Here is a 21,995-nt window from a genome sequence, read left to right on the forward strand (position 1 = left end):
GAGGTGCGCCGCGCGGCGGCTACACTAGGGAGGCACATTCGCGGGTGTAGTTCAATGGTAGAACTTCAGCTTCCCAAGCTGACAGCGCGGGTTCGATTCCCGTCACCCGCTCCACTTTCACCGAATTGCATAGACGTTGCGGGGGTTATCCCAGCCTTCACGACCGGAATAACCCCCACAAACCCTCGGGAATTCAGTTTCGCTCGCGCGACAGAACGCCGTCAACCATGCGATAAACGGAATCGAACTGTTCGAGCTGCTCTTGCGCGTGGGTCACGACGATGGTCGCGAGCTCGCGCTTGCGGGTGGTCTCCGCGAGCAGTTCGATGATCGCTTTGGAGCGCTCCTGGTCGAGGGCGCTCGTCGGCTCATCCACGAGCAGAACCTCGGGTTGGTGGATGATCGCACGGGCAATATTGCCCCTCTGCCGCTGACCACCGGAGAGAGCTCCCGGGCGGTGATGGGCACGGTCGAGCATGCCCACGGCATCGAGGGCCGCCTCGATGCGCTCTTGGCGTTCCTTCTTCGATACGCGCTTCAAGGTGCCCGCACCGAGACGTGCGACGATCTCGAGCTGCTCGGCAACGGTGAGCGATGGGATGAGGTTCGGCGACTGAAACACGATGCCGATGTGGTCGCGGCGCACCTCGCTTTTGTGCTTTTGGTTAAGCGTTGTTGTTTCGATACCGGCGATTGTCACGCTTCCCGAATCGGGGCTCGTGAGGGTCGCGGCGACCGACAGCAGGCTCGACTTGCCCGAACCGGAGGGGCCGGTCACGGCGGCGAACTCACCGGGGTTCACGGTGAGGTTCGCGTGGTTGATTGCGGTGACGGTCGAGCCGCCATCAGGGTAGGTGAGGCTGATGTCGTTGAGGTTCAGCATTGCTTTGTCCTTTTCGTCAAAGTGTGAGGGGCGCGGAGTCTTCCGGAGTGGCTAGGCCGCAGACGCTTGCAGGGCCTTCGTCGGATCCACCTTCGTGATCGTGCGGACCGACACGAGCGAGCCCACGAGACCCGCGAGAAGCATGAGGATGGGGACGCCCACGAGCGTCGCCACGTTCATGACAAACGGCATCGCGTTGGCGACGAGAACACCCAGGCCAGCGGTGAGACCAACGCCGATGAGCGAACCGATGCCGAGCACGATGAGCGCCTGCCACAGCGAGTCGCTCGCGAGCCAGCTCGTGCGCGCGCCGATCGCCTTGAGCACGGCGATATCGCGCTGACGCTGCATCGACCACACGAGGAAGAACACGCCGATCACGAGCGTCGAGATCACGACGAGGAGAGCGATCATCATCGCGAGCGAGCCGATTTCTGAGCGGAACGAGCCAATCGCGAGAAGCGACGGGAGAAGCGACTTCGTGGTCGTGGACTGATCGCTATCGAGGGTCTTGACCTCGGAATCAGTGAGAGCCGAGGAAGCGTCGGCCCCTCCCTCCCCCACGAGAAGCGCGGTCGCGTAATCCTGCGGCTGATGGGTGCGCTCGAGGTAGTCGTGCCACGTGGTCAGGTCAGCGAAGGCGACCGGGCGGTGTGAATGGAACTCATCCTTGAGCACGCGTGAGACGGTGAGGGTCTCACCCGAAACTTCGAGGGTGTCGCCGGCGTTCACTCCGAGGGATTCGGCAGTGGTCTCGCCAAGCACGAGCTTGCCGGCCTCGGGGACGCGGGAGTCCTTGCCGAACGGCTCGGCCATGAGGACGACCGACTCGGTCTTCTCACCTGTATCGAGCAGTGCGCTCGAGATGCCGAGCGGGGTGACGGCGTCCTTTCCGGCCTTGTCAGCCCAGGCCGTGTACTGCTCCTCGGTGATGGTCGAGTTCGCGAATTGCTCCTGCTCGCCATCGTCGACCGACAGGACGACCTTGTCGGGATTCAACGAGAGAATCGCCGAGATGTTCTGCATCGCGAGGCCGCCCGTGAGGCCGGCCAGGAATGTCACGAGGAACGTCATGAGGGACACGACGGCGACGATGAGGGAGAAACGTCCCTTCGCGAAGCGTAGGTCGCGGATGGCAAGAAACATGAGGCGAACTCCTTATGCGCGGTTGATGATGTCTCCACTGTGCCTATCGGGGCCCATTCGCCGGTACCTCCTGCCGGTACCCACTTCGTTCATCCTTTTGGAGGAACAGCTCTTCGGGTACGGGAATTAGGATCGAAGACATGCCCACTTCAGCCCGCACCTCACACGTCGTGGGGGCAGCCGCTCTCGCATGTGTTCTCCTTGCGATCCCCGTCTTCGAAAGCACTCTCACTGCGGCGTCACACACCACGAGCGTCGTGATCTTCAGCCTCGTGACGCTCTTTGTGATGCTCGGAGGCGGCGCGTGGCTCGTGCGTGCCGGCGATATTCACGCCGAGCCGGCAACCGTTCTCTCGTGGCGCCCCCTCGTGTACGTGGCAGTGCTCGCCTCGGCATGGGCGATGGTTATTGCAGAAACACCCCACGCGACCTACTTCCTCTTTGCACTTATCGGCATCGCCCAGTGGCTTCTGCCTGAGCACACCGGAGCTTTCGTAACGCTCGGCCTTACTGCTTTTACGATCGCAGGACAGGTTTTCCACCATGGCGCCTCGACGGGCACTGTCGTGGGGCCGCTCCTCATCGCCGTGCTTATGCTCGCGTTCATGCACATGTACCGCGCGATGCGCTTCGAGGCGCTTCAGAAAAATACCGTCATCGCGCAACTTCGAAGCGCCCAAGACCAGCTCGTCGAGTCTGAACGCGAAAAAGCACGCATAACCGAGCGCGAGCGGCTTGGTCGCGACCTTCACGACACCACGGCCCAGTCTCTCTCGAGCGTCATCTTGCGACTCGGGCTCGCGGACGAGGCACTCGGTTCGGGTGAGGTGCCACTTGCGCTCGATCACGTGCGTTCCGCTTCCGACGCCACCTCGGAAGCCCTGAGCGAGCTTCGCAGCGCGATCTCCCACCTCACGCCACACGAATCGGGACCCGCGCGCCTCGAGACGGCTCTCACCCGTGTTGTTGACACCGCTCGGTCCAGAGTGGTCGCCGTTCCCGGTGAAGCAGCCCCGGTCATCGAATGCCACGTCTCTCACGATCTGCCGGAGCTCGACATGACGACAGCGACGAGTCTCGTGCGTATTGTCCAATCGTCGCTCGCCAACGCCCTCGACCACGCGCGCGCCTCACGCATCGAGGTTCGCGCCTACGCTGACGGTGGCGAGCTGCATGTCGATATCGAAGACGACGGCCGCGGCTTCGACGTGGACGAGGCGCTGCTCGGCCCGCGCTGCGACAGCGGCGGCTACGGCCTCGGTTTCGTCGTGCAACGCTCGCGAGAACTCGGCGGAAACGCCGCGATCATCGCCTCGCCCGGCGACGGCACGCTCGTAAGCGTGGCGATCCCAGTGGCGCAGGAACCGTCGGCCCTGACCGAGCCCGCTCCAGCCTCGTGAAACCCGCCCCCGAGTCCCAGGACGCTACCCACTCCACCTCTCCAACCCTTCAAGGAGCGCACGCATGATCTCGATCCTCATCGCCGACGACCACCCCGTGGTGCGCGCGGGGCTGCGCGCCGTGTTCGAAAGCCACGAGGACTTCACCGTCGTCGCCGAAGCCCCCAGCGCTGAAGAGGCAGTCAAAAGAGCCAGCGAGGGCGACGTGGATCTCGTAACGATGGATCTTCGATTCGCCGACGGCGGCATGAGCGGCGTGCAGGCGATCCGCGCTATTCGCGCACGCGGGGATCACCCGCGGATTCTCGTTCTCACCAATTACGACGACGATTCCGAGATTCTCGCCGCCGTCGAGGCCGGCGCCCAAGGCTACCTCTTGAAGGATTCCGCGCCAGCCGACCTCACGAGCGCGGTGCAGCGTGCAGCGAGCGGCGAGGTGGTGCTCGCACCCGTCGTTGCGGGCAAGCTCCTGAGCGAGATGCGCAAGGACCGCATCACGCTCACGGGCCGGGAAAGGGACGTGCTCAATGCGCTCGATCGCGGTTTGAGCAATCGCGAGATTAGCGAGGAACTATTCCTCTCCCCCACCACCATCAAGACTCACCTCGCGCGGCTCTACGGAAAGCTTGGGGTGTCGAGCCGGACGGCGGCGCTCGCGCGGGCGCGTGAAGAGGGGCTGCTCGACTAGCTTTACGAATTCGGAACCGATCTCGCGGGTTCGCCACCGCGAAAAGGACTTGACCCTCACGTCACGTGAGGCACCAGGATCGGTAGCGTGAACGACATGCCGAACACTCCTGAACCGAACCAAAGCTCGCATCAAGACCTCTCCGTTGGCGAAACAGCCGCGCTCATTGGGGTGAGCGTGCGAACTCTTCACTACTGGGACGAAATCGCTTTGGTAAGTCCAAGCGCACGGTCCCGGGCGGGGTATCGCCTCTACAGCGAGCGAGATCTCGAACGTCTCCACGCGGTGCTCATCTACCGGGAAACCGGGATGTCGCTCGCAGAGGTTCGCGACCTCCTCGCCGCACAAGGATTGAGTCGTGGGATGACTGATGCACGTGCTGGAACGGCTTATGAGGTCGCTTCGGAGCGGGAACGGCTCGTTCAGCAACGCGAAGCACTGCTGGGCAAAGTCGATCACCTGCACCGCATGCTGCGGGCAGTAGATTCACTGATCGAAAGGATTGATATGGGAGAGAAAATTACCCCCGAACAACGCGCAGAAATCCTGGGAAAGGATTGGAATCCCGAATGGGACGACGAAGCGAAAAACAAATGGGGGCACACCGAGGACTGGGCAACATCTCGTCAATACCAAGAATCCCAAACAGCAGAAGACCTGGAGCGTGACAAGATTCAAATCGATGCTGTTGAAGAGAAAATCGCCGCAGCTATTCAGCGCGGTGTGGATCCGCGAAGCGCCGAAGCTATTAGCCTCGCCGATGAGTACCGCAGAGCACTGACCTGGTTCGAGGTCACGCCCGCCAAGCATGTTCTGATCGCGAGAGGGTACGTCGAGGACCCACGCTTTCGCGAAAGGTTTGAGTCACGTCAATCGGGTATGGCGGAATGGCTCACGCTCGCAATCGACGAGAACGCTCGAAAATACGGAGTCGATCCCGCTAAGGCCGAATGGCAATAGAGCGATACTCACAACATTGAGCTCATCACAGTAAGGAAAACCGGTGCTGGGCGCTTGAGAGGAAAGATCTCTTGAGCACCCAGCACCGGTACTTTTGGAGCACGGGAAGCTCACGTCGACGCTCGCGCCTCAACAAGAACGTCGAGGTGGGACTTACGCTGGAAACCGTCCTTTATCCCTACTTCCTTTTGCGCCCACGCTTCTTCTTCGAGACTTCAGACTCGCCGAAAATGTCGTCTACAAGATCGTTGGATTCGGGCCGATTTTCCTCGCGGGCATCCGAGTTTCGCTTGGATTGCGCCGCCCGTTTCTTCGACTGTGCCTGCGCACTCGAGGTCTTCTCGCGCACCGTGGTCGAGGCGCGGGAATCCTGGTCATCCCGATCAGTCGCATCTCGCAGATTGTCGGCGAGGTCGACCTGCTCGAGGCCCCGCGACAGCACGATCGAGACGACGAGCACCATGAGGGCCGCGACCACGATGATGACCCGCACGAGAGGATGCGTCCCCTCATCTCCCGTGAGGGACACGACTGCGGGAGCAGCCGCGAGCGTCATGAGCACCGCGATGGCACCGAAGCCAGACGCGCCGGCAAGTGAAGACATGAGCGACACTCGAGCTCGGGCCTCCGATACTTCGGTGAGCACAGACGAGTAGGCAAGCGACGCGGTGCCACCGGCCACCCCTGACTCAACCCGCGCTAGGGCCGCTTCACTTGAGGCGACGCGCATGTGCGCAGCCGCCGCAACTACACCGGAAGCCACCACAACACCGACGGCGAAGGCGGGCAGCGATGCCGCTCCGATCCCGAAGCCACATACGGCCGGAGCGAGCAACGCACACATCACCACGATCGCTGACGTGCGCCGAAGCGCACTCTCGAGCCCCTCAAAGAGCACCTCGTCGCCACAATCATCGGGGCCGTCGGATGAACCTCGAGCGCTCGACTGTTCGGCAAGCGCAATGCGCGCCTCGGTCACGGCATTGGCAAGAACAGCGCGCGTGGGCGTCGCGATGAACGCGACCACGGCCAGAACGGCCACAACACCGAACGCGAAACCAAGAACGACCGTTGGCGAATCAACGCTCAACACGCGTAGCTGCCTGTCGGCCCACAGCACACCCTGCTGCGGCGCCGCGCGCATCGCTCCCGCAATCGGTGCCACGAGCGGGAGGGCAGCCGCACTCGAGAGCAGCGCGAGAAGAGAGCCCGCGAGCGCCTCGTGAGAGGACTGCTCCGTGGCGTCACCGTCGCGCACCGAAACGGCGGTTTCGCGAGAATACCCGGCGCCCGCGATCGCCGAGAAGCCGCCCCACACAGCCGCGGCTCCTGCCGCGGCGAGCGCGAGAAGGTAGTAGCCGAGGTAGGCAATGCCGGCGGCGGCAGTCGCGAGGCCCCACGCCGCTGCGATACCGAGCAAAGCGGCAATGGCGAGCAGCGCGAGTGCGCGACTGGAGCCGAGACCCACCGACGACGGGCTGATGCGCCCAAAGCGAGCGGCAACTATCCCGCGGGAAGGGCCTGCTCCCATGGCGGTCTCGGTTCGCACGTGCGGCCACACGATCGCGAGGCCAGCGAGGAGGGCGAGTGCGCCTCCAATGACGAGCGCGAGGCCCGTCACGAACGAGGGGTTGATCGCGTGCAGCATGATCGTGTCGGCAACGCTTTGCGCTTCGGGGGCGTCTCCCACGTTTGCGTAGAAGCCGGAGAACTGCGCAGCGATTTTCTCGATCAGAGGTTCGACCTCGTCGCGCGCGACGGACGCGGGTGCCTGCTGGGTATCCGAGTCGACGAAGAGCGACACGAGCAAGGGGTCGTTGAAGTTTCCGAGCCCCACTTCGGCCATGCGGAGATTCGCGTAGCGAGTGGGCAGCCACAGGGAGAGCACAGAGCCGACGAGAGCGAGCGGAATGATCCCCGTGAGCCCGGCGCTCACGAAGCGCGAGGAGCGCGTCGATCCGGCGGGCACAAACGCAGAGCCAATCAGGGCGACGAGCGCACCGCACGCCAGCACAATGGCGGAAACGAGACCGGCGAGTCCCACGATGGGCGCACCGAGCGTCATGACGGCGCCCGCGAGGAGAGCCGCGAGCGCAGCGGAATCGACCGCGCGCAGCGGACCGCGCGCGAGCGGCGGTGACAGGGGCTCGAGTGGGAGATCGTCCCGGTCTCGGGACTGCTCAAGCGTGCCAACGTCAATCCGTGCACCGGTCTCCCCCAGTGAGGAGAGCGCCACGCCCGAGCGCAGCGACGCCCCACCGATCGCGAGGCCGAGCGCGACAAGGAGGAGGAGCGGCCCCGCATCGGCATGCTTCACCACGATGAGGGCAATGAGCATGAGCGTTGCGGCGCCCACGCCGATTCCACGCACGCTCCCGGGCAGAGCTCTCGCCGCAGAAAGGCGTGGCTTTCGCGGTTCATCAGTGGCGTCCGGATCGGGGTCATCGACATTCGCCCGTGCGACGAGCAGCGCCCCGAGGGCCGCCACGGCGACCGCGAGGATGCTGCCGAAGAAAACGGAACCGCCGCGCAACACCCGATCACCGGCATCGCCGGGCGCAAGGGCCACGAGGATTCCCGCGCCGAACCCGCCCCACAGGGCCGAATGCGATGCGGCCGTCACGAGCGTGCCGATCCGCGGCGCGCGATCATCGACGCCGGCTCTACCGCGCGCGATCCATAACCACGGGTGGGCGAGGGCTACGAGCGAGAGGACCCCGGCCGCAACGAGCATCCATGCGGTGTCGGCCCCCAAGGCGAAGGCGCTCATGCGAGAAGCGAGAGGACGAGCGCGCGCGTGCCCTCCTCGGTCAGCGTGATCGGCACGCCCCAGTCTTGCTGGTGCATGTGGCACGCGGGGAACTCTACGCTCGGGTCGGCGTCGCACGAGGCAGCGCGCGCACTGACGTGAATGACGCCTTCGCTGTAGTTCGGGTCGAGCTCAATCTCGCGCTCGAGTTCGCTCGAGGTCCCGCCTCCGCTCACGAGCATCGCCGGTGGCGTCGTCGAGACGCTCACCTGGACTGCCGGGCCGAAGGAGTCGTCGAGCTTGTGCCCCTCGGGCGGCGTAAACGCGACGGTGACCGTGAGTGGGCCGGCGTTCGAGACCGCGGTCGCGGGGCGTTCGGTCTGCTGCGGGCCCTCGTCGATGATCTGCTCGGCAGCGGGCGAAATGGACACCCACGTGAGCTTGTGCGCGCCGGATTCAACGACGATGAGCTGCGCGAGCCCATCGATCGGGTCGACGACGATGAGGTCGCTCGGCTCCGAAAGCCCGGTCGCAACGGTGACAACCGAGTCGTGAATCGGGTCGATGATCCGCACCGCGCCGTTATAGGTGTCGGCGACCGCGAGGCGGCCATCGGCGAGAACCGTAATGCCGAGGGGGTGCTGCAGGCGGGCCTTGTCGAGAGGACCGTCGACGTGACCAAAATCGAAGAGGCCCTCTCCCACGAGAGTCGTGACCTCGCTGCGATCCGCGGCGATCACGCGCACCGCACTCGTTTCGGCGTCGGCAACGAACACGGTTCCGTTGGCGTCGACCGTGACGCCCGAGGGCTGCGCCCACCACGAGCGCACGAGAGCGCCGTCTACGAGGCCCTCCTGGGTCGTTCCCGCGAGAACCGCGAGCGCGCCTTCGTCAACGAACTCGCCGTCGTCGTTGAGCGCCGCCGGCCGGTAGGTCCACATCTGGTGGATTCCCGCCATCGCGATGATGATCTGCCCGGATACGTCGTCCCATTCGACATCCCACGGTGTCGAGAGGGCGAACTGGATCGGAGTGCCAACCCCCGTGGGAAGGCTCTGGCCCTGCATCCACTGCTCGCCGTTCCCGGCGAGGGTGAACACGTGGCTTTCGATCCTGGGGCGCAGGAGCCGACGCCTGCCGAGCTGCACACCGCGCAGGCGGTGATTGCCGGTATCGGCGATCACGAGGTCGTAGCCCACCTGGTCGGCAACTTCGGGTGGAAGAACGGCGATGCCGTTCGGTTGCGAGAACTGTGCCTCGCCCGCGTCACCGTCGGCCCAGCCGCGCACACCCGTGCCGATCACCTCGTCGACGCTCACGCCGTCGGCTTCGAACACGACGATACGGTTTTGCCCCGCGTCGCTCACGACGATGCGACCGTCGGGCAAAAGCCCGCCTTTCGAGGGGAAACGCAGGGTGTGGAGTTCGGATTGCTCGAGAACAGTAGGGGCATCGCCGCGCACGAGGGTGCCGTCGGACTCCCCCTCGCTCACGAGCCGTGCGATGGTCGAGTCGAGATTCGCCGCGTGGCCTTCGCCCGACATCGACGCGGCGATGCGACCGTGCGTGTCGAGGACCATGAGGGTCGGCCAAGCCTTCGCGCCGTACTCGCTCCACGTGCGTAGGTCGGGGTCGTCGAGAACGGGGTGTTCGACGCCGTAGCGTTCGATGTTGGCGACGAGTGCGTCGTGGTCGCGCTCGAACGAGAATTTCGGCGAATGCACACCGATCACGACAATCTCTTGGGACCACTTCTCCTCGAGCGGCCGCAGCTCGTCGAGCACGTGCAGGCAGTTCACGCAACAGAACGTCCAAAAATCGAGGACCACGATCTTGCCGCGAAGATCCTCGAGGCTCAGGTCGACCCCGCCGGTGTTGAGCCACCCGCGGCCGAGCAACTCGGACGCGTGGGGGCGTGCATTTTCGCGAAAGTTCTCGCTCGTCATGTCAGTCCTGCTTTCGGTTCGGCCAGCTCTTCACCCACGCGAGGAGGTCGGGATCGCTCAGCGAGGAGAGCGTTAAATCGGCCACGTCGATCGGTTGCCCCGTCGAGGGAATCCCGATGAGGGTCATACCCGCCGCTTTCGCCGCGCGCGCCCCAAGGGGGGAATCCTCGAAGGCGAGGCACCGCGAGGGCTCGCACCCGAGGGCTTTCGCGCCAGCCTCGTACATGTCCGGGGCGGGCTTGGGGTTTCCGACGGTACTCGAGCTTTGAAGGCTCTCAAAATACCCGAGGAGCCCAGCGGCCGTGAGTTTCTTCTCGAGAATCTCGTGCCACGAGTTCGAGGCGACCGCGATCGGCACCTTGGTCGCGGCAAGTTCGAGGAATTCGCGTGCGCCCGGCATGGTCGGCACATTGGCTCTGAGTCGCGACTGGAAGTCGTCGGTCACGATCTGCTCGACGCGAGCCGGATCCTGGCCCGTCATGTCGCCGAGAATTTCGGCGGTCTGTTCGAGGGTCGTGCCCATGAGCGCGCCGAGGTCCTCTTCGGTTGGCGTCACGCCCGCGTCGTAGAGAACCTTGAGCTGCGTTTCGGTCCATAGAGCCTCGGTGTCGAGGAGGAGGCCGTCGCAGTCGGTCACGATCGCGTCGGGAATCTCGTGGCGCACGAGACCGAGCGCGTTGTACACGGGCGAATAACCACCGCGGCGGTCGGGCCACGTCGCTACCCATTCGCGCAGCCCCGGGTCGCCGATCGCAGCGATCTCAAGCTCGCCTTCGGGTCGCTGCCCGGGAATCGTAGGGGCAACGATGAGCCGGCATCCGGCGGCTGCGGCGGCCTGCGCCCCCGTTTCCGAATCCTCAATCGCGAGGGCTCGCTCGGGGGCGACGCCGAGCAGTTCGCACGCGCGCACGTAGATGTCGGGGGCGGGCTTGGGGCTTGCAACGTCGTCGAGGGAGACGACGTGATCGACATACGGCAGGAGGCCGACGTCGGCAAGTTCGCTCAGGAGCGGGGCGCGGTTGCTGTTAGATGCCACGGCAACGGGGATCCGCGAACTCGCGGCCTTCAGCAGTTCCGCTGCGCCCGGAAGCACGGGGATGTCATCGGCAAGCTTTGCAAAGTAGCTCCGCTTGAGACTTTCGCCAACGTCTTCGGGCTTCTCCCCCGTGAGCTCCGCGATCGCGACGACGACGTCGATCACGTCACGGCCCACGAGCCAACGACGGCGCGCCTCCTCCATCGCGAGGGACCGGGCCTCGAGGTATTCGACCTGGGTTTCTTCCCACAGGCTTTGCGTGTTGAGGAGAACACCATCGCAGTCAAAAACAATCGCTTCGGGAGTGAACGTGCCGAAGGTTTCACGGAAGGGTGCGAGACCGGGCGAGAGAGGCTCTTGATAGTCGCTCATAGTGCCCCCACCATACGCAGCGGCCCTGAAAGGAGACCGTTCCCATCACAGCTTTTTTGCACACGAGCGCCCTAACATGTGGAACGTTAATCTTGCGTCGTTCTGGAAGGCACACCCCCGCCATGACTGCACTCACACGCGGATCCGTTCTCGTGATCGGAGCCGGCCCCTCGGGTCTCGCGGCCGCTGCCGCCCTCTCCTCCCTCGGGGTGGATTTCGACCTTGTGGATGCGCAAAACCACGTGGGTGGCGTGTGGAACATCGCTAACGAGGACGCCCCGACCTGGCCGAACATGAAGCTTGCCACCTCGAAGTCGCATACGCAGTTCGAGGATCTTCGCATGCCCGTCAGCTTCCCCTCGTTCCCCTCGACCGACGAATACGCGACCTACCTTCGCGCCTACGCCTCCCATCACGGCCTCACGGAACGGTTTGAACCCAACAAAGCGGTGCGCAGCATCCGCTCGTTCGGCGAGGGCGAGTGGGAAGTAGATTTCTCCTCGGGCGAGGTGCGCCCGTACACCGCGATCATCGCGGCCCACGGGGTCTCGCAGCGTCCCTTCCTGCCGCCACTGTGGCACGAGGCCCGCGAGTCTGGCGTTCGCACAATCCACTCGAAGAACTTCCTGGGCGGCGACGACACTACTGAAAAGGACGTGCTCGTGATCGGCGGTGGCCAGGAGGCGGCCGATATCGCCGTCGAGCTCGCGAAGGCGAATCGTCGCGTGGCCCTTCATCCCACCGAAGCGCACTGGGTCGTTCCGCGCACGTGGGGTCCGTTCGCGGGCGATTCCCTTGCCCGCCTCGAGCCGACCTTCCTCGGCCGAGCCTTTAATGACACGGTCGCCGAGAAGCTCATTGAGCGCGCGATCGGCCGCCCCGAAAACGTGGGGCTGCCCAAGCCCGAGGTCTCGGTCATGGAGGATGAACCGATCGTGTCGGATTCGTTCCTCACACTCGTCAACGACCGCCGTATCGAAATCCTTCAGGACTCGGCTCACCTGCCCTTTGACCGCTTCGAGCTGATCGTGTTCGCGACCGGTTACGAACCTGGAGCCGACTACCTCGATCCCGAATACACGAGCGATCTTTTCCTCGGCGCCTTCCCGCGTTCGCGCCGCGACCTCGCCGTCCTTGGCCAGGTGCGCGCGCTCGGCGGTGTCACGCCGATCCTCACGCAACAGGCGGACATCGCGGCATATGCCACGAAGGAATTCCTCGACGAAATCGAGACCGGCACCACCTCCCCCGCTCTCGCACGCTTTGAAAAGCTCAAGTCGCGCGCCGACGCCGACGTGCGCCGCACCGCTCCCCGCTCGAGCGAAAAGGGGCTTCGCGGCGCATTCTCAGGGGTTGCCTCGCGCGTGCGCACCGCCACCCGTTCGACGCGCATCGCGGAGCTTTCGCCGTGGGCCGAGCAGAACGCACTCGACTCACTGCCCGAGGATCAGCCGATTCGTCTCCCGCTCACCGACCGCGAACGTCTGCTGGCGCGCCTGTCGACCGCACGCGCGATTTTCGAGAAGTAAGGGCTAAAGCGGCGAAAACCGCGGCGCCGTAGAGCACGATGATGGCTCCGGCGACGCTCGCGCCCCAATGCTGGTCGCGGAGCGTATCGGCGAGCCACGTGCGGCCGGTCGCACCAAACCAGCTCGGTGCGATCGCGTACGGCGTAAGTGCCATGACGGCGAGAACAAGGACAATCCCCGCGAGTCCGGTCCCGAAGGCCCACTTCTGCCCTGCGCGTACAAGTACGACGAGCAGGGCGCCGCACGCGATCATCGCGAGATCAAGCCCGAGGTTCGCCGGGTGGGATTCGAGAAGCCGCCGCATAAGCGCCGGGATGAGGTAGGCGCACGCGAGGGTGAGCGCTGGCACCAGCGAAAGGGCAAACGCGAGGGCCCGACGCTTGCTGAGCACACCCCGAATCTTCGCGAGCGCGGCATCGTCCACCCCCATTCCAAGAGCGCTTCCGGGCAGTATCGCAAGCGCAAGCGCGAGCGCGAGATGCGCGCTGAACAGCACGCGGGAATAGACCGCAAGCGCGCTCGAGGCGAGCAGCGGGTAGAGCACGAGCGCGAGGATGAGCCAGCGGCGATCAGCCACGCTTACGCCCCGAGCGATGCCGCGCATGAGAAGCCACGTGAGCGCGAGGATCGAGGCGCCAATCGCGAAAATATCGGGCCTTATCTGCGCAAGCACGGCAAGGCTGCGCGGATCGGGCGGGAGCGCATAGGTCGTGAGGATCCCCGCGGGGGTGGCGGGCGGCGGAATGTTTTGTGCGGGTGGTGGCGCGCTCGACATCGCCGCGGCCAACCCAATCGCCGCACCCATGAGGAGAATTTCAAAGAGCGCCAATTCGCGGAAGCCGGAGCGGCCGAGCGTGGCGCGCCGGGCGAGGACGCGACGCTGAGCATAACCACACGCGCCGAGCGCGAGGAGCAACAGCGCCTTGGCGAGGCCCAGCTGGCCGTATGGATGGGTGAGGAGTTCACTGATGGCGCTCAGGCGCGCGAGAATCGCGAGGAGTCCAGAGACCGCGAGGGCGATCCACGCGACGAGGGCGAGCGAGGAGAAGCGCCCGATCGTGCGGCGCATTGCAGGCTCGTCTCCCGGCTCAAGAGCGGGAAGAAACTGGAGCACGAGTAGCGGCCCCACCCAGGCCGAGAACGCCAAAAGGTGGAAGAACATGGAACTCGTCGCGCTCTCGTGGCTCACACTTCCCGCGGCGTGCCCCGTCATTCCCTTGGCGACGATCGCCCCGAGGGCCGTGAGCGTCGTTGCGCGCGCCGTGCGCGCGCTTGTCCCCGAGACCCCGACCGCGCTTGCGAGGGCCGCAGCGACGATCGCGGTCATGCTCCAGACTCCGAGGTCGCTCGCGGCAAACACGCCGATGTCGGAGCCGAAATGTGCGGAAAAGAGCGGCTGTCCAGACGAGAGCGAGTACGCGAGAATGAACTGCACAACGAGCAGGAGCGTCCACACGATAGCGCTCGTAAACGCGATCGTCATGGCGCGCGCTCGTGCGCGAGCCGACCACGCCCCGCTCTCCGGCGAAGCATCAAGCAGCCACCCCGCAAGAATCGACCCGCCGAGCGTGAGCGCACCCGCGGCCGCGGCAAGAGCTGCGCTTACGGGAAGCAGGGCCTCGGTCGCGCGGCCAGCGTTGACGAGGAGAATCTCTGCGTCTCCCGCCGCGTAACGGGCACCGGCCAGCGCTACGGCTGCGCCGCCCGCGAGGGCGACGATCGCGATAAGGAGCGCGGCGAGCACCGCGCGCGAGTGCGCACGGCTCACGCGGTCACCACAATGCCGAGCCAGAACGCCGCGAGTGCCGATCCGAGGCTGAGCGCGTAGTAGCCGAGGGCGGTCACCGTCGCACGCGACCGCACGAGCTTCACAACTTCGAGCATGAAGGTCGACATGGTCGAGAGTGCCCCGCAAAAGCCCGTGCCGAAGAGCGCCGCAAAGCTCGCGGACACGAAGTCGGTGCTGCCACCGAGCTGGCGCAACACAATCGCGAGCAAAAACGAGGCGACGACGTTCGCGACGAACGTCGGCCACGGGATAGGCGAGGGTTCCTGATCGGGACCCGAGGGGCGCGTGAGGGCCGGGATGAACGTGAGGCCGTACCGCACGACGGAGCCGACGGCGGCACCGAACGCGACGATCAACGCAGTCATCATGACTCCTCGCCCCTTTCGATATGCTCGCGTGCGCTCATCGCGCCCACGCGAGCGCCGGCGAGCAGCCCACCCACGACCGCAAGCACACACACGAGGACGCTCGCGGTCACGTACTTGAAGGCCTCGAGGGGAAAGCCCGCGCCAATGATCGCGGCAATCTCCCCCGTGAACGTACTCATCGTCGTGAACCCACCGCAAAAGCCCGTGCCGAGCACGAGCTGGAGCTGCGCGTATTTCGGAGGGTTCTCATCCCAGTACCCGGTGAGCGCCCCGAGGATCAAGCAGCCGAGGATGTTTGCAGCGAGGGTTCCCCACGGGAGATCAACGAGTGTGAGCGTCGTCGTCGTGGGGAGGATGACGGCGAGTGCGTAGCGCATAACCGCGCCGATGGCGCCACCGAGTGCCACCCACCAAAATCCCCTGCGGAAAGGAAGGGCTTTGGGCTGCACGCGCACGGTGCGAATCGCGGTCGTCTCAGTGCTCGTGACGGCCGAAAACTCGGCCGTGCGCATGAGCGGGTCTTCGCGGCGGAGGCGTTCGCGTCTTTCTTGGTCGTCCATCACCGCTCTAGCGTACGTCAGCCCCACACAAGCCCGAGGCTCGGGCTTTCGAGAACCGCAGAGACGTCGCGAAGAAGCTCGGAGCCGAGCGCGCCATCGATCAGACGATGGTCAAAGCTCAAGGCAAGCGAACACACCTTGCGCGGGACAATCTCGCCATCGACGACCCACGGCTTGTCTTTGATCGCACCGAAGCCGAGGATGACGGATTCGCCGGGATTGAGAATCGGGGTGCCCGAATCAATGCCAAACACGCCGAAGTTCGTGATCGTAATCGTGCCGTTGCGAGTTGCCGAAAGCGGCGTCTGGCCCGCGCGTGCCGTCTGGGCGAGATCGTTGATGCTCACCGCTAGTTCGCGCAGCGTGAGCAGGTGCGCATCCTTGATGTTCGGCACGATGAGGCCGCGCGGGGTTGCCGCGGCGATACCGAGGTTGACGAAGTGCTTATAAACAATCTCTTGGTTGTCCTCGTCCCACGACGCGTTCACCTCGGGATTGCGGCGGATCGCCACGAGCAGTGCCTTCGCCAGCACGACGAGCGGGGAGATCTTGACGTCTTTCCACTCGCGGCTCTTCTTGAGCGTGTCGAGAAGCTCGAGGGTCTCGGTCATATCGACCTCGTTGAACACCGTGACGTGGGGAGCCGTGAACGCCGAGCTCACCATCGCCTCCGCGGTGCGCTTACGCACGCTGCGGATCGGGACGCGCGTCGTCTCCTCGTCACTCGTCACGCCGGGGAACGGCTGGCTCTTCGGGGTCTTCATGTGGCCAGCGAGGTTGTCGGGTGCCTGCTTCTCCTCGCTCGGGAAGTAGCTGCCCGCCTGCTCGGGGGCGCCGTCGAGCGAGCGCTGGGACGCTGCAATCACGTCCTGGCGAGTCACAACTCCGCCGCGCCCAGTCGCGAGCACGTCGTGGAGGGCAACGCCAAGATCCTTCGCGAGCTTGCGAACGGGAGGCTTCGCGAGGATGCGATCGATCGGGACCTGCGGTTCCGCACCGCTCTGCGCGATCGCGCGCTTCTTGCGACGCGGTGTGGGCGTCTCGCGCGCGCCGTAGCCCACCAGGGTTTTCGGTTCAGTCTCCTCGGGCTTTTCGGAAGCGTCGGCCTTTTCGGGAGCGTCGGATTCCGACGCCTCCCCAGCCTCCGGATCGGTCTCAATATCAAACATGGGCTCGCCCACGTTCAGTTCATCGCCCTCCTTCACGTGCACCTTGGCGACGATGCCTGCGACGTGCGAGGGAAGCTCGACGGCGCTCTTGGCCGTCTCGACCGTCACGACCGGGTCGTTGATCTCGACCCGGTCCCCCTCCTTGACTTTGATCTCGATGATCTCAGCCTCGGTGAGGCCCTCGCCGGGGTCGGTGAGGCAAATCTGCGTGATGCTGCTCATGAGGGAACCTTTCGGGGTGAATCAGTGCTCGGTGAATCAGTAATCGAGGCAACGGTCAACGGCGTCGAGCACGCGCTCGAGGTCGGGGAGGTAGGCGTGCTCCATGCGTGCCGGCGGGTACGGCGTGTGGTAACCGCCCACACGCATCACTGGCGCCTCCAGGCTATAGAAGCAGCGTTCGGTCATGCGCGCCGCGATTTCCCCGCCGAGGCCGCCAAACACGGGCGCCTCGTGCACGATCACGAGCCGGCCCGTCTTCGTCACCGAGCGCTGAATGCAGTCGAAATCGATCGGGTTGAGGCTTCGCAGGTCGATCACTTCGAGTGACAGGCCGTCCTCTTCTGCGGCCTGGGCAGCTTCGAGGGCCACGGGAACCGTCGGACCCCATGCCACGAGCGTGAGATCCGCACCCTCGCGCACAACGTTCGCCTCGTAGTGCTTGAGGGCGGGGCGGTTGTCGGTGTCGACCTCGCCCTTGACCCAGTAGCGGCGCTTGGGCTCGAACATGATGACGGGATCGTCGGATTCGATCGCCTGACGCGTCAACCAATAGGCGTCATTAGCGTTCGACGGGGTAAGGATTCGCAGGCCAGCGGTGTGAGCGAAGAGTGCCTCGGGGCTCTCCGAATGGTGCTCAACCGCGCCGATGCCGCCTCCGTAGGGAATGCGGACAACGACGGGCATGCGCACGCGCCCCTCGGTGCGGTAGTGAGTCTTCGCAAGCTGAGTCGTGATCTGGTTGTAGGCGGGGAACACGAAGCCATCAAACTGGATCTCGCAGATTGGCCGGTAGCCGCGATAGGCGAGTCCGACCGCAGTGCCGACGATTCCGGCCTCGCCGAGCGGCGTGTCGACGACACGCAGTGCACCGAATTCGTCGAGCAGCCCCTGCGTCACGCGGAATACGCCGCCGAGCCGGGCGACGTCCTCGCCCATGAGCATGACCTTCTCGTCCGCGCGCATCGCATCGCGGATCCCCAGGTTGATCGCTCGGGCGATCGGAAGCTTTTCGACGCTCACTTGCCCTCGCCCTCCTCTTCGAACTGTTCGGTATAGCGAATGTACTCGGCGCGCTCTTCTGCCACGAGAGGATGCTCGTCAACGTACACGTGATCGAAAATCTGGACCGGATCCGGATCCTCGAGCGCGTGGATGTGGTGATGAAGGCTCATCGACAGATCGTGACCCTCTTCCTTGCAGCGCTCCACGAAGGCGTCATCGAGCTGATCCTCGCGCCGCAAGTACGCCTCGAAACGCGCGATCGGATCGAGGGTCGCCCAGTGCTTCTCTTCATCTTCACCGCGGTAAATGCGCGGCTCATCGCTCGTCGTGTGCGCGTTCATACGGTAGGTGAGGGCTTCGATGAAGCGCGGCCCCTTCCCCCCGCGCGCGGCATCGAGCGCGAGACGGCTCACGGCGTAGCTCGCGAGCACGTCGTTGCCGTCAACGCGCACCGAAGGGATGCCCCAGCCACGGCTGCGCTGCGCGAGCGGAACGCGCGTTTGTACGCTCGTTGCGGTCGAGATCGCCCACTGGTTGTTTTGCGTGAGAAACACGATCGGCGCCTCGAAGCTCGCGGCCCACGTGAAAGCCTCGGACACCTCGCCCTCGGAGCTCGCACCGTCACCAAAGAGTGCGAGAACGGCCGTGTCGGTTTCGGGGTCGCCCGTTGCGCACGCACCATCCCGGGTGATGCCCATGGCATAACCAACAGCCTGGGGGGCTTGAGCGCCGAGCACGATCATGTACGGGTGGGTCATGAGCTCGCGCGGGTCCCAGCCGCAATGGTTGATTCCGCGCCATACCTCGAGAAGCTTCCACGGCTCGATCCCGCGCGCCCACGCGACGCCGTGTTCGCGATAGGTCGGGACGAGGTAGTCGTGCGCACGGGCCGCGTGCCCGGCACCGATTTGCGCGGCCTCCTGGCCCACGGCGCTCGCCCACAGGCCGAGCTGCCCCTGGCGCTGGAGGGAGGTTGCCTCGTGGTCGGCGGCGCGAACGATCACCATGTCACGGTAAAAACCGCGCAGGTCGTCGAAGTCGAGGTGCGCGAGCGCGGCATCGAGCTCGTCGTGTGGCGTGCGCGTGCCATCAGGCGAAAGAAGCTGGAGCGTCGGCTCGCTTGAGGCTGGATTCGGTATCGCGGTCTGGAAAACACTCACCCCCCAAGCCTAACCTACGGTCGCGTAGGTTTCAGCTTGTCTGGTCCCCCCACTCCTTCACGACATCGATCAGGCGCGAGTTTGCGGCTTCCTCCGCGATTGTGATCCGGCAGCCGTCGGCCCCATAGCCACGCACCACGAGGCCGCGCTCAAGCGCAAACTCCACGAACTCGGCCGTGCGCTGTCCAAGCGGGAGGTACACGAAGTTGCCGTGCGAGGGCACGTACGCGCAGCCACGATCGAGGCCCGCGAGCGCACTCTCGACTCGCGCGCGCTCCGCACGGATCCACGAGACTCGCCGCTCGAGTTCGCTGCACGCGGGCTCCTCGAGTGCGGCGCACGCCGCTACCTGCGCGAGGCTCGAGGCGCCGAATGGAATCGCGACCTTATTCAGCGCATCCGCGAGCCGCGGGTGGGCGATCGCGTAGCCGAGCCTGAGTCCCGCGATGCCGTGGACCTTCGAAAACGTGCGCACGCGCACGAGGTTTGCGAAGCGCTCGAAAAGGCTCGCCGAGTCCGCGCGCACGTCAGGATCCGCGAACTCGATGTAGGCCTCATCGAGCGCGACCGTGACGGTATCGGGTACGGACTCGAGAAACGCCTCGAGCTCGGCAGTTCCGAGCACCGTTCCCGTCGGATTATTCGGCGAACACAGCAGGATCAGGCGCGTGCGCGAGGTGACGCACGAGGCCATCGCCTCAAGATCGTGCTCGTAGCGCGCGTTGAGAGGGACCGGGACGGCTTTCGCGCCATGAGATTGGACGAGGATCGGGTAGGCCTCGAAGCTACGCCACGGGAAGACCACCTCATCCCCCTGGTCGGCGAGCGCTCGCACGAGGTCGCCGAGGACGGCCGAGGCACCCGTTGAGACGTGGATCTGGGCCGGCGCGACACCGTGGAGGGCAGCGAGGGCCTCGCGAAGCCGGGTCGCGGACATGTCGGGGTAGCGGTTGAGACCGGCGAGCTCCCTCTCGAGCGCCTCGCGGATCTGCGCGAGAGGCGCGAAAGGCGATTCGTTTGAGCTCACCTTAAAGGCGTCCGCCGGCGCCGGTTTGCCCGGAACGTACGAGGGAATTGTCTCGAGGGTTGCGCGCACGTGAATGTTTTCGGCCATGCACGAATGGTACGTGCCGGGGGCACTCACGCGCGGTCCATGCCAAAATGGCAGCATGCGCCTTAGTGACATTGACCCCGCCCTCCCGCTCACCCCACTCGATGGACGCTACCGCGCCCAGGTCGCCCCGCTCGTGGACCACCTCAGCGAAGCAGCCCTCAACCGGACCCGCATCGTCGTTGAGACCGAATGGATGATCCACCTCCTGGACCAGGGTGCGATTCCCGGCCTTCGCGCGCTCACGGACGACGAGCGCGCGCTCCTTCGCCGAATTCCCGAGGACTTCGGCGCCGAGGGCATCGCCGAGCACGCCGAGATCGAACGTGAAACCGTGCACGACGTCAAGGCCGTCGAGTACTACATCAAACGCCGCCTCGCGGGCACGAGCCTCGAGCCCCTCGCCGAAATCGTGCACATTTACTGCACGAGCGAAGACATCAACAACCTCTCCTACGCCCTCATGGTCAAGGGCGCCCTTCACGACGTGTGGCTGCCCGCGCTCACGGACCTGACGGCCGACATCGCACAGCTTGCACGCGAATGCGCCGACATCCCCATGCTGAGCCGCACCCACGGCCAAGCGGCGACCCCCACGACCCTCGGCAAGGAACTCGCCGTGTTTGCCTACCGCCTCGAGCGCCAGATCGCGCGTCTGAGGGGCGACGAGATCCTCGGGAAGATCAACGGTGCGACCGGCACGTGGGCCGCCCACGTCATCTCCGTACCCGACACCGACTGGCCCGCGATCGCGAAGAGCTTCGTGGAGCACCTCGGCCTCACGTGGAACCCGCTCACGACCCAAATCGAGAGCCACGACTGGCAAGCAGAGATCTATTCTGATGTCGCGCGTGCGGGCCGGATCCTGCACAACCTCGCGACCGACATGTGGACTTACATCTCGCTCGGCTACTTCCGCCAGCGCCTGAGCGCCCAGGGCGGCACGGGAAGCTCCACCATGCCGCACAAGGTGAACCCGATCCGTTTCGAAAATGCCGAAGCCAATCTCGAGATCTCGGGGGCGCTCTTCGACGTCCTCGCCCAGACCCTCGTGACCTCGCGCCTTCAGCGCGACCTCACTGATTCGACAACGCAGCGCAACATCGCGCCCGCCTTCGGGCACTCGCTCCTTGCGATCTCTAACCTCAAGCGCGGGCTCGCCGGCCTCGATACCGACGCCGAGCAGATGGCACGCGATCTTGACGCCAACTGGGAGGTCCTCGGGGAAGCCGTCCAATCCGTCATGCGTACCCTCGGCATTCAGGGGGTCGAGGGTATGGATTCACCGTATGAACGCCTCAAGGAACTCACGCGCGGCAAGCGCGTCGACGGCGACGCGATGCGAGAGTTCATCACGTCGCTCGGCCTGCCCGAGAAGGAGCGCGAGCGACTCCTCGCTCTTACCCCCGCGACCTACGTGGGGCTCGCCTCCTCGCTTGTCGACTACCTCGAGGGCTGATCTGCGCATGAACGACTGCTGCTCGACCCCGCACGGGACCACGCCTGGCTATCACGCCGACAAGGACGCCTACGTACGCCGCCTGAGGCGCATCGAGGGGCAGGTGCGGGGACTCCAGCGCATGCTCGAGGACGACACGTACTGCATCGACGTCCTCACGCAAGTCAGTGCCGTCAAGCGCGCCCTTGAGTCGGTTTCGCTCGAGCTCGTCGAGGACCACGTACGCCACTGCGTGCGCGATGCGGCCGCCGACGGCTCCCCCGCCGTCATCGACGCCAAACTCACCGAGGTGCTCACGGCCGTCAAACGCCTGATGTAAAGGGTCCGACGGTTGCCGGTAACCGTCGGACCCAAAATTCCGGCCCACCGGATTCCGCGCGCCCTAAAGTCCTCGCGCTCTGGCTCACCCGGGCGCACAATGGTGCCACCCCAGCCCCACAATGATG

At 65.1% G+C, this 21,995-nt stretch carries 18 protein-coding genes, 1 tRNA gene and 1 pseudogene; 8 read left to right on the plus strand and 12 right to left on the minus strand.

Annotated elements, in window-relative coordinates; all coding sequences use genetic code 11:
- Positions 1–40 precede the first annotated feature (40 nt).
- Positions 41–114: transfer RNA gene (locus HMPREF3157_RS06710), tRNA-Gly, on the plus strand.
- A gap of 79 nt (positions 115–193) precedes the next feature.
- On the opposite strand, the gene HMPREF3157_RS06715 is transcribed toward HMPREF3157_RS06710, so the two are convergent.
- Positions 194–883 (minus strand): ABC transporter ATP-binding protein, encoded by a 690-nt coding sequence (locus HMPREF3157_RS06715; protein WP_070435927.1) that lies wholly within the window; start codon positions 881–883, stop codon positions 194–196.
- Between the two features lie 51 nt (positions 884–934).
- A complete protein-coding gene (locus tag HMPREF3157_RS06720; protein WP_070435928.1) occupies positions 935–2,029 on the minus strand; it encodes an ABC transporter permease in 1,095 nt (364 codons plus the stop codon).
- Positions 2,030–2,169: 140 nt separating this feature from the next.
- Between HMPREF3157_RS06720 and HMPREF3157_RS06725 the strand changes: the two genes are divergently transcribed.
- From HMPREF3157_RS06725 to HMPREF3157_RS06735, 4 genes and pseudogenes are all read left to right on the plus strand, one after another.
- Complete coding sequence (locus HMPREF3157_RS06725) at positions 2,170–3,429, plus strand: sensor histidine kinase (protein WP_070435929.1); 1,260 nt, start codon at positions 2,170–2,172, stop codon at positions 3,427–3,429.
- Positions 3,430–3,493: 64 nt separating this feature from the next.
- A complete protein-coding gene (locus tag HMPREF3157_RS06730; RefSeq protein WP_070435930.1) occupies positions 3,494–4,117 on the plus strand; it encodes a response regulator in 624 nt (207 codons plus the stop codon).
- A gap of 96 nt (positions 4,118–4,213) precedes the next feature.
- Positions 4,214–4,450: pseudogene (locus HMPREF3157_RS10805) on the plus strand (MerR family transcriptional regulator); the annotation flags it as partial.
- A gap of 30 nt (positions 4,451–4,480) precedes the next feature.
- Positions 4,481–5,077: a TipAS antibiotic-recognition domain-containing protein gene (locus tag HMPREF3157_RS06735; RefSeq protein ID WP_246816548.1), complete on the plus strand. Its 597-nt coding sequence runs from the start codon at positions 4,481–4,483 to the stop codon at positions 5,075–5,077.
- A 178-nt stretch (positions 5,078–5,255) separates the two neighbouring features.
- On the opposite strand, the gene HMPREF3157_RS06740 is transcribed toward HMPREF3157_RS06735, so the two are convergent.
- Genes HMPREF3157_RS06740 through HMPREF3157_RS06750 form a run of 3 tightly spaced genes read right to left on the minus strand, consistent with a single transcriptional unit; the run spans position 5,256 to position 11,180 of the window.
- Positions 5,256–7,847: a hypothetical protein gene (locus tag HMPREF3157_RS06740; protein WP_070435931.1), complete on the minus strand. Its 2,592-nt coding sequence runs from the start codon at positions 7,845–7,847 to the stop codon at positions 5,256–5,258.
- The gene (locus HMPREF3157_RS06745; protein WP_070435932.1) at positions 7,844–9,772 is read right to left on the minus strand and encodes a thioredoxin-like domain-containing protein; all 1,929 of its coding nucleotides are present in this window, start codon (positions 9,770–9,772) and stop codon (positions 7,844–7,846) included. Before HMPREF3157_RS06745 ends, HMPREF3157_RS06740 begins: the two co-directional genes overlap by 4 nt.
- Before the next feature lies 1 nt (position 9,773).
- Complete coding sequence (locus tag HMPREF3157_RS06750; protein ID WP_070435933.1) at positions 9,774–11,180, minus strand: HAD family hydrolase; 1,407 nt, start codon at positions 11,178–11,180, stop codon at positions 9,774–9,776.
- Positions 11,181–11,302: 122 nt separating this feature from the next.
- Between HMPREF3157_RS06750 and HMPREF3157_RS06755 the strand changes: the two genes are divergently transcribed.
- Positions 11,303–12,709 (plus strand): NAD(P)-binding domain-containing protein, encoded by a 1,407-nt coding sequence (locus tag HMPREF3157_RS06755; protein ID WP_070435934.1) that lies wholly within the window; start codon positions 11,303–11,305, stop codon positions 12,707–12,709.
- On the opposite strand, the gene HMPREF3157_RS06760 is transcribed toward HMPREF3157_RS06755, so the two are convergent.
- Genes HMPREF3157_RS06760 through hisC form a run of 7 tightly spaced genes read right to left on the minus strand, consistent with a single transcriptional unit; the run spans position 12,648 to position 20,093 of the window.
- Positions 12,648–14,477, minus strand: coding sequence for a copper resistance D family protein (locus tag HMPREF3157_RS06760; protein ID WP_070435935.1), 1,830 nt, complete (start codon positions 14,475–14,477; stop codon positions 12,648–12,650). The two genes, HMPREF3157_RS06755 and HMPREF3157_RS06760, sit on opposite strands and share 62 nt — an antisense overlap.
- Complete coding sequence (locus HMPREF3157_RS06765; protein WP_083288095.1) at positions 14,474–14,866, minus strand: fluoride efflux transporter FluC; 393 nt, start codon at positions 14,864–14,866, stop codon at positions 14,474–14,476. The genes HMPREF3157_RS06760 and HMPREF3157_RS06765 overlap by 4 nt, the downstream gene beginning before the upstream one ends.
- A complete protein-coding gene (gene crcB, locus HMPREF3157_RS06770) occupies positions 14,863–15,426 on the minus strand; it encodes a fluoride efflux transporter CrcB (protein WP_083288096.1) in 564 nt (187 codons plus the stop codon). The genes HMPREF3157_RS06765 and crcB overlap by 4 nt, the downstream gene beginning before the upstream one ends.
- A 17-nt stretch (positions 15,427–15,443) precedes the next feature.
- The gene (locus HMPREF3157_RS06775; protein WP_070435937.1) at positions 15,444–16,817 is read right to left on the minus strand and encodes a dihydrolipoamide acetyltransferase family protein; all 1,374 of its coding nucleotides are present in this window, start codon (positions 16,815–16,817) and stop codon (positions 15,444–15,446) included.
- A gap of 36 nt (positions 16,818–16,853) precedes the next feature.
- Positions 16,854–17,837, minus strand: coding sequence for an alpha-ketoacid dehydrogenase subunit beta (locus tag HMPREF3157_RS06780; protein ID WP_070435938.1), 984 nt, complete (start codon positions 17,835–17,837; stop codon positions 16,854–16,856).
- Positions 17,834–18,979: a thiamine pyrophosphate-dependent enzyme gene (locus HMPREF3157_RS06785; RefSeq protein WP_070435939.1), complete on the minus strand. Its 1,146-nt coding sequence runs from the start codon at positions 18,977–18,979 to the stop codon at positions 17,834–17,836. The genes HMPREF3157_RS06780 and HMPREF3157_RS06785 overlap by 4 nt, the downstream gene beginning before the upstream one ends.
- A gap of 31 nt (positions 18,980–19,010) precedes the next feature.
- The gene (gene hisC, locus HMPREF3157_RS06790; protein WP_070435962.1) at positions 19,011–20,093 is read right to left on the minus strand and encodes a histidinol-phosphate transaminase; all 1,083 of its coding nucleotides are present in this window, start codon (positions 20,091–20,093) and stop codon (positions 19,011–19,013) included.
- 55 nt (positions 20,094–20,148) lie between these two features.
- On the opposite strand from hisC, the gene purB reads away from it, so the two are divergent.
- A complete protein-coding gene (gene purB / locus HMPREF3157_RS06795) occupies positions 20,149–21,549 on the plus strand; it encodes an adenylosuccinate lyase (protein ID WP_016663247.1) in 1,401 nt (466 codons plus the stop codon).
- Positions 21,527–21,868, plus strand: coding sequence for a metal-sensitive transcriptional regulator (locus HMPREF3157_RS06800; RefSeq protein ID WP_246816547.1), 342 nt, complete (start codon positions 21,527–21,529; stop codon positions 21,866–21,868). Before purB ends, HMPREF3157_RS06800 begins: the two co-directional genes overlap by 23 nt.
- The last annotated feature ends 127 nt before the right edge of the window (positions 21,869–21,995 follow it).

This window comes from Dermabacter sp. HMSC06F07 (assembly GCF_001807345.1).
Lineage (GTDB): Bacteria > Actinomycetota > Actinomycetes > Actinomycetales > Dermabacteraceae > Dermabacter > Dermabacter hominis.

Excerpts from the sequence above, each read along its gene's own strand:
- HMPREF3157_RS06745 (WP_070435932.1), bottom strand. The coding sequence starts at position 9,772 with ATGACGAGCGAGAACTTTCGCGAAAATGCACGCCCCCACGCGTCCGAG.
- HMPREF3157_RS06725 (WP_070435929.1), top strand. The coding sequence starts at position 2,170 with ATGCCCACTTCAGCCCGCACCTCACACGTCGTGGGGGCAGCCGCTCTC.
- purB (WP_016663247.1), top strand. The coding sequence starts at position 20,149 with ATGCGCCTTAGTGACATTGACCCCGCCCTCCCGCTCACCCCACTCGAT.
- HMPREF3157_RS06720 (WP_070435928.1), bottom strand. The coding sequence starts at position 2,029 with ATGTTTCTTGCCATCCGCGACCTACGCTTCGCGAAGGGACGTTTCTCC.
- HMPREF3157_RS06750 (WP_070435933.1), bottom strand. The coding sequence starts at position 11,180 with ATGAGCGACTATCAAGAGCCTCTCTCGCCCGGTCTCGCACCCTTCCGT.
- HMPREF3157_RS06775 (WP_070435937.1), bottom strand. The coding sequence starts at position 16,817 with ATGAGCAGCATCACGCAGATTTGCCTCACCGACCCCGGCGAGGGCCTC.
- HMPREF3157_RS06765 (WP_083288095.1), bottom strand. The coding sequence starts at position 14,866 with ATGATGACTGCGTTGATCGTCGCGTTCGGTGCCGCCGTCGGCTCCGTC.
- crcB (WP_083288096.1), bottom strand. The coding sequence starts at position 15,426 with ATGGACGACCAAGAAAGACGCGAACGCCTCCGCCGCGAAGACCCGCTC.
- hisC (WP_070435962.1), bottom strand. The coding sequence starts at position 20,093 with ATGGCCGAAAACATTCACGTGCGCGCAACCCTCGAGACAATTCCCTCG.
- HMPREF3157_RS06735 (WP_246816548.1), top strand. The coding sequence starts at position 4,481 with ATGACTGATGCACGTGCTGGAACGGCTTATGAGGTCGCTTCGGAGCGG.
- HMPREF3157_RS06730 (WP_070435930.1), top strand. The coding sequence starts at position 3,494 with ATGATCTCGATCCTCATCGCCGACGACCACCCCGTGGTGCGCGCGGGG.
- HMPREF3157_RS06740 (WP_070435931.1), bottom strand. The coding sequence starts at position 7,847 with ATGAGCGCCTTCGCCTTGGGGGCCGACACCGCATGGATGCTCGTTGCG.
- HMPREF3157_RS06715 (WP_070435927.1), bottom strand. The coding sequence starts at position 883 with ATGCTGAACCTCAACGACATCAGCCTCACCTACCCTGATGGCGGCTCG.
- HMPREF3157_RS06755 (WP_070435934.1), top strand. The coding sequence starts at position 11,303 with ATGACTGCACTCACACGCGGATCCGTTCTCGTGATCGGAGCCGGCCCC.